Genomic DNA, 9502 nt, shown 5'->3' on the forward strand with positions numbered 1-9502 from the left:
ATTGGTGGAGCTAAACGGGATCGAACCGTTGACCTCTTGCATGCCATGCAAGCGCTCTCCCAGCTGAGCTATAGCCCCATCTCGAGGACGGGGCGCATGTTAAGAGCGCCCCGATTGCCTGTCAACAACATTTTTCCTTCCGGCCCAAAGTTTTTGCCACTAGAACAACTACTTAGAGCCCACGCAGGGTAAAACCGAGCGTGACAGGCGCTTTGGCGACGGCAGCAGCAGGCAGGCTCGCGCCACAACTCAGTTGATGGCCGCCAGCAGCTTCTCCCACTCCTTGGTCTCTTTCTTCGAGGTGCCGCCGAGCAGCTCCAGGGCCTGGCGCAGGCGGAAGCGGGTCAGGTCCGGGCCGAGAATCTCCATGGCGTCGAGCACCGACACCGAGCTGGCCTGGCCGGTGATGGCGGCGAACATCAACGGCATGGCATCGCGCAGTTTCAGCTCGAGGTGCTCGACCACGGCCTGGATGCAGCCGGTGATGCGCTCCTTCTCCCACTGCCGCAGCGACTCCAGCTTCCACAGGATCAGCTGCATCAGCTGGCGAACCTGGTCAGGCGACAGCTTCTTGTGCTCGAACAGCTTGGCGTCGAGGTTCAGGCCACCGGAGAAGAAGAAGCCGGCCAGCGGTGCGATCTGGCTGAAGGTTTCCACCCTGCCCTGCACGTGCGGCGCGATCTTCATCAGGTACTCGGGATTGAGCGCCCACTTCTGCACTTCGGCGGCGAAGGTTTCCACCGGCAGCTCACGCAGCCACTGGCCGTTGAGCCAGGACAGCTTCTCCAGGTCGAAGATCGGCCCGCCGAGCGACACCCGGTTGATGTCGAAATGTTCGATCATCTCGGCCAGGGAGAACTTCTCGCGCTCGTCCGGCATCGACCAGCCCATGCGCCCCAGGTAGTTGAGCATGGCCTGCGGCAGGTAGCCCATGCGCTCGTAGAAGGTGATGCTGGTGGGGTTCTTGCGCTTGGACAGCTTGCTCTTGTCCGGATTGCGCAGCAGCGGCATGTAGCACAGCGCCGGCTGCTCCCAGCCGAAGTATTCGTACAGCTTGATCAGCTTGGGCGCCGACGGCAGCCACTCCTCGCCACGCAGCACGTGGGTGATACCCATCAGGTGGTCGTCGACCACGTTGGCCAAGAAGTAGGTCGGCAGGCCATCGGCCTTCATCAGCACCTGCATGTCCATGCGATCCCAGGGGATCTCGACATCGCCACGCAGCATGTCCGGCACCACGCAGACACCCTCGCTAGGCACCTTCATGCGCACCACGTGCGACTCGCCGGCGGCGATGCGCGCTTGCGCCTCGGCGGGCTGCAGATGCATGCAGTGGCCGTCGTAACGCGGGGTTTCCTTGTTGGCCATCTGCTGCGCGCGCACTTCATCGAGGCGCTCGGCGGAACAGAAGCACGGGAAGGCATGACCCTTGCTGACCAGCTCGTCGGAATACTTCTTGTAGATCTCGCCTCGCTCGCTCTGCCGGTACGGGCCGTGCGGACCACCGACGTCCGGGCCCTCGTCCCACTCGATACCCAGCCAGCGCAGTGCGTCGAAGATCTGCTGCTCGGACTCGCGGGTCGAACGCAGCTGGTCGGTGTCTTCGATACGCAGGATGAACTGGCCACCGTGCTGGCGAGCGAAGCACAGGTTGAACAGTGCGATGTAGGCGGTGCCGACATGGGGGTCGCCGGTCGGCGATGGCGCGATACGGGTACGAACGGTGGTCATGAATGCTCTCGGAAGGAAGACACGAGGTGTATTGATCAAGCGGGCGATGTTATCAGGCCTGCCGCCCCCGGCTCCAGCGACCCGCCACGGGTGATCGGCAAGCTGGCGATGAGGAAGTCGAGGAAGGTCTTGACCTTCATGGCCTGGAAGCGTCGTGACGGGTAGATGGCGTAGACCTCGCCCACCGGCAGGCGCGCCTCCGGCAGCAGCTCGACCAGGCGCCCGCTGCGCACCGCCTCCTCGCTGATCATGACCGGCAACCCGCAGATCCCGGCGCCAGCCAGTGCCGCCTCACGCGCGAAGGTGATGTTGTTGCAGGTCATCACCCGCTGGCAGGGCAGGTTCTCGCCCAGCAGCGGCCAGTAACGCGGCGCATCGTGCTGCAGGAGGATCGCCCGATGCCCCTCCAGCTCGGCCACGCTGCGCGGCACACCGTGCGCGGCCAGATAGGACGGACTGGCGCAGAGGCGCCGGCCACTCTCGAACAGTTTGCGCGCGATCAGGGTCGAGTCCTGCGGCTGCCCCACCTGGATGGCGATGTCCACGCCCTCCTCCAGCGGGTCGACCAGGCGCGAGGTCAGCTCCACCTCGGCGTTGATCTGCGGGTACTGGCGCATGAACTCCCCCAGCACTCGCCCGAGGAACAACTGACCGAACTCGATCGGCGTGGTGATGCGCAACAGCCCGGACGGCTCACGCTGCAACTGCATGACGGCCTGCTCGGCCTCGGCGAAGTCGAGCATGATCTGCCGGCAGCGCTCGTAGTAGGCCTGTCCCACCTCGGTCAGGCGCAGCTTGCGCGTAGTGCGATTGAGCAGGCGCACACCGAGGCGCTCCTCGAGCAAGGCGATGCGCCGGCTCACGGTGGACTTCTGCATGCCCAGGCTGGTCGCCGCCTGGGTGAAACTGTGGCACTCCACCACTCGGGTAAAGATCAGTGCGTCATCAAGCCCCATGATTGTTCCTCATAAGCAACAAAGCATGCCAAGTCTAGAGTCTACTAGCGCAAAGGGAACACTGTTAAATTCGCTTACAATTCGCCACCGCTTCCCGAGCCTCACGCATGCCCGCCAAACTGCAACGCCGTCTTCTCGTCTTCGTGACCCTGCTGGTGCTGATCGCCGGCGCCCTGCTCATTCAGTGGCTGTTGATCGGCCGCTACCAGGAAAGCACCGACAACGCCTACGTGCAGGGTGAGATCACCCGCGTCTCCAGCCAGCTCAATGCGCGCATCGAAAAGGTGCTGGTGCGCGACAACCAGCACGTGGAAGCCGGCCAGTTGCTGGTCGAACTGGAGAACAGCGATTTCCGCCTGGCCCGCCAGCGCGCCCTCGCCGCCCTGGAGACCCACCAGGCCGAACGCGCCCAGGCACAGAGCAAGCTCGACCAGCAAGGCAGCCTGATCGCCGCCAGCCAGGCGGACGTCGCCGCCAGCCAGGCCACCCTGGAACGCGCGCAGATCGACCTTGGCCGCGCCCAGACGCTGCGCAAGCCGGGCTACGTCTCCGAAGAACGCGTGACCACGCTGGCCGCCGACAACCGCGTGGCCCGCTCGCAACTGGCCAAGGCCCAGGCGGACCTGCAGGCCCAGCGCCAGCAGGTGGCCAGCCTCGAAGCCGAACTCAAGCGCCTGGATGCCCTGATCCTTTCCGCCCAGGCCGATCTGGAACAGGCCGACCTCAACCTCTCGCGCACACAGATTCATGCGCCGATCAGCGGCATGGTCGGCCAGCGCTCGGCCCGCGAAGGCCAGGTGGTACAGAACGGCGCCTACCTACTCTCGCTGGTACCCGATCAGGACATCTGGGTGCAGGCCAACTTCAAGGAAACCCAGATCGGCCGCATGCGTCCGGGGCAGAAGGCCGAGCTGCTGTTCGACAGCTATCCCGACACTCCCGTCGAGGGCCACATCGACAGCCTGTTCGCCGCCTCCGGTGCCCAGTTCAGCCTGCTGCCGCCCGACAACGCCACCGGCAACTTCACCAAGGTGGTGCAGCGCATCCCGGTCAAACTGACCTTCTCCGCCGACAACCCGTTGCACGGCCTGATCCGCCCCGGCATGTCGGTGGAAGTCACCATCGACCTGCGCAGCGACGAACACCATGGCGGGTGATGCACTGATCCGCCCCACCGAGGAGCCCAGTCGCCGCGACTGGATCGCGGTGATGAGCGCGATGCTCGGCGCCTTCATGGCGGTGCTGGACATCCAGATCACCAACTCCTCGCTGAAGGACATCCAGGGCGCGCTGTCCGCCACTCTGGAGGAAGGCTCGTGGATCTCCACCTCCTACCTGGTGGCCGAGATCATCATGATCCCGCTGACGGCCTGGTTGGTGCAGCTGCTGTCGGCACGGCGCCTGGCCGCCTGGGTCTCGGTGGGCTTCCTGATCGCCTCGCTGCTCTGCTCCATGGCCTGGAGCCTGGAGAGCATGATCGTGTTCCGCGCGCTGCAGGGCTTCACCGGTGGCGCACTGATCCCGCTGGCGTTCACCATGACGCTGATCAAGCTGCCCGAGCATCACCGCGCCAAGGGCATGGCGCTGTTCGCCATCACCGCCACCTTCGCGCCCTCCATCGGCCCCACGCTTGGCGGCTGGCTGACCGAGAACTGGGGCTGGGAATACATCTTCTACATCAACGTGCCGCCCGGCCTGATCATGATCGCCGGCCTGCTCTATGGCCTGGAGAAGAAGGCGCCGCACTGGGAACTGCTGAAGACCACGGACTACGCCGGCATCGTCACCCTGGGCATGGGCCTGGGCTGCCTGCAGGTGTTTCTCGAAGAAGGTCATCGCAAGGACTGGCTGGAGTCGCAGCTGATCGTCGGCCTCGGCAGCGTGGCACTGGTCAGCCTGATCCTGTTCGTCATCCTGCAGATCTCACGCCCCAATCCGCTGATCAACCTCGGCGTCCTGCGCGAGCGCAATTTCGGCCTGGCGAGCATCTCCAGCGTGGGGCTTGGCGTGGGGCTGTACGGTTCGATCTACGTGCTGCCGCTGTACCTGGCGCAGATCCAGGGCTACAACGCCATGCAGATCGGCGAAGTGATCATGTGGATGGGTGTGCCGCAGCTGTTCCTGATCCCGCTGGTGCCCAAGCTGATGAAGATCATCTCGCCGAAATGGCTGTGCGCCCTGGGCTTCGCCCTGTTCGGTGCGGCGAGCTTCTTTTCCGGCGTGCTCAACCCGGACTTCGCCGGCCCGCAGTTCAACCATATCCAGATCGTGCGCGCGCTTGGCCAGCCACTGGTGATGGTCACCGTCTCGCTGATCGCCACGGCCTACATCATGCCGCAGGACGCCGGCTCGGCCTCGAGCCTGTTCAACATCCTGCGCAACCTCGGCGGCGCCATCGGCATCGCCCTGCTCGCCACCCTGCTCGACGCACGCGCCAAGGTCTACTTCGATTACCTGCGCGAATCCATCGTGCCGACCAACCCGCAGGTGGAACAGCGCCTGCAACTGCTGACGCAGACGCTGGGCAGCGAACAGGCCGCGCTGGCCAGGTTGAGCCAGATCGTCCACGAACAGGCGACGATCATGGCCTACAACGACGCCTTCCACTTCATCGGCATTGCCCTAGCCGTGAGCATGCTGGCGATTCTGCTGACCCGAAAACTGCCGCAGAACATGGCAGGCGCTGGCGCAGCACATTGAGCCCCGCGCGTCGTAGGGTGGATGCCGCCTTTTGCATCCACCACGGGACGGTGGATCGAAGAAGCGCGATCCACCCTACGCCGACGCCTCACCCGTAGGAGCGGCCTCAGCCGCGAATCCAGCCGTAGGGTGGATGCCGCCTTTGGCATCCACCAGGGGATGGTGGATCGATAAAGCGCGATCCACCCTACGCAGACGCCTCACCCGCAGGAGCGGCTTCAGCCGCGAATCCCAGCCGTAGGGTGGACGCCGCTCCATCCGTCCACCGCCTGCGCACGCAACGGTGGATGAGAGGAGCGTCATCCACCCTACGGGACACGCAGAGGCGTAGCCCGGATGCAATCCGGGGGCGACCGCCCGAGATCAGACCTGCAACAGCCGATCCCGCAGTTTCTGAATCTCGTCACGCAGCTGCGCCGCGGCCTCGAACTCCAGGTCGCGCGCCAGGGCGTACATCTTCTCCTCCAGCTGGCGAATGCGCTTGGTGATCTCGCTCGGCGAGCGCAGCTCGGCCTCGTAACGCGCGCTCTCCTCCGCCGCCTTGGCCATGCCCTTGCGCTTGTTGCTGCGCGCTCCCGGCACCACCGCGCCTTCGAGGATGTCCTTGACGTCCTTCTGCACGCCCCTGGGCACGATGCCGTTGGCCTCGTTGAAGGCAATCTGCTTGGCGCGGCGTCGCTCGGTCTCGCCGATAGCGCGCTGCATCGAGCCCGTCATGTTGTCGGCATAGAGAATGGCCTTGCCGTTGAGGTTACGCGCCGCACGACCGATGGTCTGGATCAGCGAACGCTCGCTGCGCAGGAAGCCCTCCTTGTCCGCATCGAGAATCGCCACCAGCGACACCTCGGGCATGTCCAGGCCCTCGCGCAGCAGGTTGATGCCCACCAGCACGTCGAAGGTGCCCAGGCGCAAGTCACGGATGATCTCCACCCGCTCCACCGTGTCGATGTCCGAGTGCAGGTAGCGCACCTTGACGTCGTGATCGCCCAGGTAGTCGGTCAGGTCTTCCGCCATGCGCTTGGTCAGGGTGGTGACCAGCACACGATCGCCCGTCGCCACACGCAGACGAATCTCCGACAGCAGGTCGTCGACCTGGGTACGCGCCGGGCGCACTTCCACTTCGGGGTCGACCAGCCCGGTCGGCCTCACCACCTGCTCCACCACGCGCCCGGCATGCTCGCCTTCATAGGGGCCGGGCGTCGCGGAAACGAAGATGGTCTGCGGGCAGGCCGACTCCCACTCCTCGAAGCGCATCGGCCGGTTGTCCAGCGCCGACGGCAGGCGGAAACCGTACTCCACCAGCGTTTCCTTGCGCGAGCGGTCGCCCTTGTACATGGCGCCGACCTGCGGCACCGAGACGTGGGATTCGTCGATCACCAGCAGCGCCTCGTCCGGCAGGTAGTCGTACAGGGTCGGCGGTGGCGCACCCGCCGGGCGCCCCGACAGGTAGCGCGAGTAGTTCTCGATGCCGTTGCAGTAGCCCAGCTCCAGGATCATCTCCAGGTCGAAGCGGGTGCGCTGCTCCAGGCGCTGCGCCTCGACCAGCTTGTTCGCGCCGCGCAGGTACTCCAGGCGCTGCTGCAACTCGACCTTGATGTGCTCCACGGCCTCCAGCAGCGTTTCGCGCGGGGTGACGTAGTGGCTCTTGGGGTAGAAGGTGAAGCGCGGCAGCTTCTGGATCACCTCGCCGGTGAGCGGGTCGAAGGCACTGATGCTCTCCACCTCGTCGTCGAACAGCTCGACGCGAATGGCCTCGAGATCCGACTCCGCCGGGAAGATGTCGATCACATCGCCACGCACCCGGAAAGTGGCGCGGGCAAAATCCATGTCGTTGCGCGTGTACTGCAGCTCGGCCAGCCGGCGCAGCAGGGCGCGCTGGTCCATCTTGTCGCCCCGGTCGAGGTGCAGCACCATCTTCAGGTACTCCTCGGGGCTGCCCAGGCCGTAGATCGAGGACACGGTGCAGACCACGATGACGTCCTGGCGCTCGATCAGCGCCTTGGTCGCCGACAGGCGCATCTGTTCGATATGGTCGTTGATCGAGGCGTCCTTCTCGATGAAGGTGTCCGACGACGGCACATAGGCTTCCGGCTGGTAGTAGTCGTAGTAGGAAACGAAGTACTCCACCGCATTGTTCGGGAAGAACGCCTTGAACTCGCCATAGAGCTGCGCCGCCAGCGTCTTGTTCGGCGCCAGGACCAGGGTCGGCCGCTGCACCTGGGCGATCACGTTGGCGACGGAGAAGGTCTTGCCCGAACCGGTCACCCCCAGCAGCGTCTGGTGCGACAGGCCGGCCTCCAGCCCCTCGACCATCTGCCGAATCGCCTCGGGCTGATCACCGGCAGGCTTGAAGCGGGTCACCAATTGAAAATCGGACATGCAGCACCTCGACAAATTAGCTGTGACGCATCCCGTCGGACGGCGTCAAAAGCCATGAATTGCGGGGCGAGTTGGCAATAGCGCCAAGTAGAGTCGAATTACCTGGCAAAAGGCCTTAATTCAGGGCTTTGCGCTGTCGCCCCCTGGATTCAGGGTCGTTATACTAACGCCCCGTTTACGCGCTCCCTAGCGCTTTCGTTGGGGACGCCTGGCCACCCACCCCTCACTCGAGCTGCCGCACCCATCATGAGTCTCTTCTCCGCCGTCGAAATGGCTCCGCGCGATCCCATCCTGGGCCTCAACGAAGCATTCAACGCAGACACCCGCACCACCAAGGTCAACCTTGGCGTAGGCGTCTACTACAACGAGGAGGGGCGAATTCCGCTGCTGCGCGCCGTCGCAGAAGCCGAAAAGGCGCGCATCGAGGCCCACGCACCGCGTGGCTACCTGCCGATCGAAGGCATCGCAGCCTACGACAAGGCCGTACAGGAACTGCTGTTCGGCAAGGGCGCAGCCCTGATCGAGGACGGCCGCGTCATCACCACCCAGGCCCTGGGCGGCACCGGCGCACTGAAGATCGGCGCCGACTTCCTCAAGCGTCTGCTGCCGGACGCCACCGTCGCCATCAGCGATCCGAGCTGGGAAAACCACCGCGCGCTGTTCGAGTCCGCCGGTTTCCCGGTGCAGAACTACCGCTACTACGATCCGTTCAGCAATGGCGTGAACCGTGGCGGCATGCTCGAAGACCTGCGCAACCTGCCGGCCCGCTCCATCGTCGTACTGCACGCCTGCTGCCACAACCCGACCGGCGTCGACCTGCAGCTGGAAGACTGGAAAGCCGTGCTGGACGTACTGCGCGAGCGCGAGCACGTACCCTTCCTCGATATCGCCTACCAGGGCTTCGGTGACGGCATCGAGCAGGACGCCGAGGCCGTGCGCCTGTTCGCCGAGTCGGGCCTGGAGTTCTTCGTCTCCAGCTCCTTCTCCAAGTCGTTTTCGCTGTATGGCGAGCGCGTCGGCGCCCTGTCGCTGGTCACCAGCAGCCGTGAAGAATCGACTCGCGTGCTGTCGCAGCTCAAGCGCGTGATCCGCACCAACTACTCCAACCCGCCGACCCACGGCGCCACCGTGGTCGCCAACGTGCTCAACAGCTCTGAGCTGCGCGCCATGTGGGAAACCGAACTGGGCGAAATGCGTGATCGCATCCGCAGCATGCGCCTGGCCATGGTCGAGCAACTGGCGGCGCTGGGCGCCAAGCGTGACTTCTGCTTCGTCGCCGAGCAGCGCGGCATGTTCTCCTACTCCGGCCTGACCGTGGAGCAGGTAGAACGCCTGAAGAACGAGTTCGGCATCTACGCCGTCGGCACCGGTCGCATCTGCGTCGCCGCGCTGAACCACGGCAACCTGGACAGCGTGACCCGCGCGATTCACGCCGTACTCTAAGCCTCGCCAGTAACCTGCAAAAACGCCGGCTTGCAAGCCGGCGTTTTTGTATGCACCACAGCCACATCCGCAGGAGCGGCTCCAGCCGCGATCGGCTGCCGTCGCGGCTAAAGCCCCTCCCACGGAACCAGCGCGGCGCAGGCTACATCGCAGTGAAGCCGAAGCCAGAGCAAAGTGTTGACTTCCCCTTTTTAATCAGTAACATACGCACCGTTGTTCCGCGATAGCTCAGTCGGTAGAGCAAATGACTGTTAATCATTGGGTCCCTGGTTCGAGTCCAGGTCGCGGAGCCA

General features: G+C 64.6%; 6 protein-coding genes and 2 tRNA genes. 4 read left to right on the forward strand and 4 right to left on the reverse strand.

What is annotated here, in order from left to right:
• Positions 1 to 2: 2 nt before the first annotated feature.
• The 3 genes from E4487_RS23915 to E4487_RS23925 form a co-directional block, all read right to left on the reverse strand.
• A tRNA-Ala gene (locus E4487_RS23915) sits at positions 3 to 78 on the reverse strand.
• 171 nt (positions 79 to 249) lie between these two features.
• Complete coding sequence (gltX, locus tag E4487_RS23920) at positions 250 to 1731, reverse strand: glutamate--tRNA ligase (RefSeq protein ID WP_047584214.1); 1482 nt, start codon at positions 1729 to 1731, stop codon at positions 250 to 252.
• 35 nt (positions 1732 to 1766) lie between these two features.
• Positions 1767 to 2687, reverse strand: coding sequence for a LysR family transcriptional regulator (locus E4487_RS23925; protein ID WP_037054083.1), 921 nt, complete (start codon positions 2685 to 2687; stop codon positions 1767 to 1769).
• Between the two features lie 107 nt (positions 2688 to 2794).
• Here E4487_RS23925 and E4487_RS23930 point away from each other — a divergent pair, with 107 nt between their 5' ends.
• Both E4487_RS23930 and E4487_RS23935 read left to right on the forward strand, forming a co-directional pair.
• Entirely contained in the window at positions 2795 to 3844 is a 1050-nt protein-coding gene (locus tag E4487_RS23930) for an HlyD family secretion protein (RefSeq protein WP_037054086.1), read from the forward strand.
• A gap of 49 nt (positions 3845 to 3893) precedes the next feature.
• The gene (locus E4487_RS23935; RefSeq protein WP_175254539.1) at positions 3894 to 5387 is read left to right on the forward strand and encodes an MDR family MFS transporter; all 1494 of its coding nucleotides are present in this window, start codon (positions 3894 to 3896) and stop codon (positions 5385 to 5387) included.
• A 363-nt stretch (positions 5388 to 5750) separates the two neighbouring features.
• Here the strand turns inward: E4487_RS23935 and uvrB are convergent, their stop codons facing one another.
• Positions 5751 to 7766, reverse strand: coding sequence for an excinuclease ABC subunit UvrB (gene uvrB, locus E4487_RS23940; protein WP_047584218.1), 2016 nt, complete (start codon positions 7764 to 7766; stop codon positions 5751 to 5753).
• A 246-nt stretch (positions 7767 to 8012) separates the two neighbouring features.
• Between uvrB and E4487_RS23945 the strand changes: the two genes are divergently transcribed.
• Both E4487_RS23945 and E4487_RS23950 read left to right on the forward strand, forming a co-directional pair.
• The gene (locus E4487_RS23945; RefSeq protein ID WP_175254538.1) at positions 8013 to 9209 is read left to right on the forward strand and encodes an amino acid aminotransferase; all 1197 of its coding nucleotides are present in this window, start codon (positions 8013 to 8015) and stop codon (positions 9207 to 9209) included.
• Between the two features lie 217 nt (positions 9210 to 9426).
• Positions 9427 to 9502, forward strand: a tRNA-Asn gene (locus tag E4487_RS23950).

Source organism: Pseudomonas sp. BMW13, from assembly GCF_013357275.1.
Taxonomy (GTDB): domain Bacteria; phylum Pseudomonadota; class Gammaproteobacteria; order Pseudomonadales; family Pseudomonadaceae; genus Aquipseudomonas; species Aquipseudomonas khazarica.